At 55.3% G+C, this 640-nt stretch carries 1 protein-coding gene; it reads left to right on the top strand.

The genetic code is table 11. The features are described 5' to 3' along the window. Positions 1-19 precede the first annotated feature (19 nt). Complete coding sequence (locus ABTU92_RS28940) at positions 20-499, top strand: hypothetical protein (RefSeq protein WP_408095018.1); 480 nt, start codon at positions 20-22, stop codon at positions 497-499. Positions 500-640: the final 141 nt, after the last annotated feature.

The raw sequence follows: 640 nt of genomic DNA on the forward strand, positions 1-640 counted from the left end.
ATGATCGGATTCCGCTCTAATGGAGAGCCGCGCGGCCCACCGCGTCGCGATCGGCCTCACTTGTGTCACCGCGCTCAGCGTCTCAATTAACCTCCTTTTCATTGCTCCTCAGCTTGTCGGTTCAGCGTTTTCCGGAACTTTCTTCAACGATAGGCAGCACCATTCATATGGAGCCTGGAACCAAGCGGCGCGCGATAACGCAACGCGCCGGCTGGCAAAACTGTGCAACATCGTTCCCGGCAGTGCACCGAACCTTATCGTCGACGATGTCAGCTATTCGGTATTCCGGAAAGACCGCCATCTTATCTTCGCCATGTATGTCAATCCCGGGCATCTAGGTGCCGGCATCGCTGGCCGGCAGGGTGAATTCTTTCGCTCCATTGAAACCAGCGGCTTCATCGGAAAATGCAACTATCTTTGGCACGAGCATCACGCGATCGCAATTCGAAACGGCGACGCCTGCTGTGTCAGTGGGCAAGCCCTCCAGAGCGTGAAGTGAATCTGGAAGCTTCCGTAATGAGACCTGTGCGCGGATAGTTCTGGACGACGCATCGAATTTCTGACTCGCTGATCCGTGAAATGGATCCCAAGCCGAGGACCACTGGCGAGGCGTTCTTAGAGCCGATCCGATTTTCTGATA

The organism is Rhodoplanes sp. SY1 (assembly GCF_046000175.1).
Classification (GTDB): Bacteria; Pseudomonadota; Alphaproteobacteria; order Rhizobiales; family Xanthobacteraceae; genus Rhodoplanes.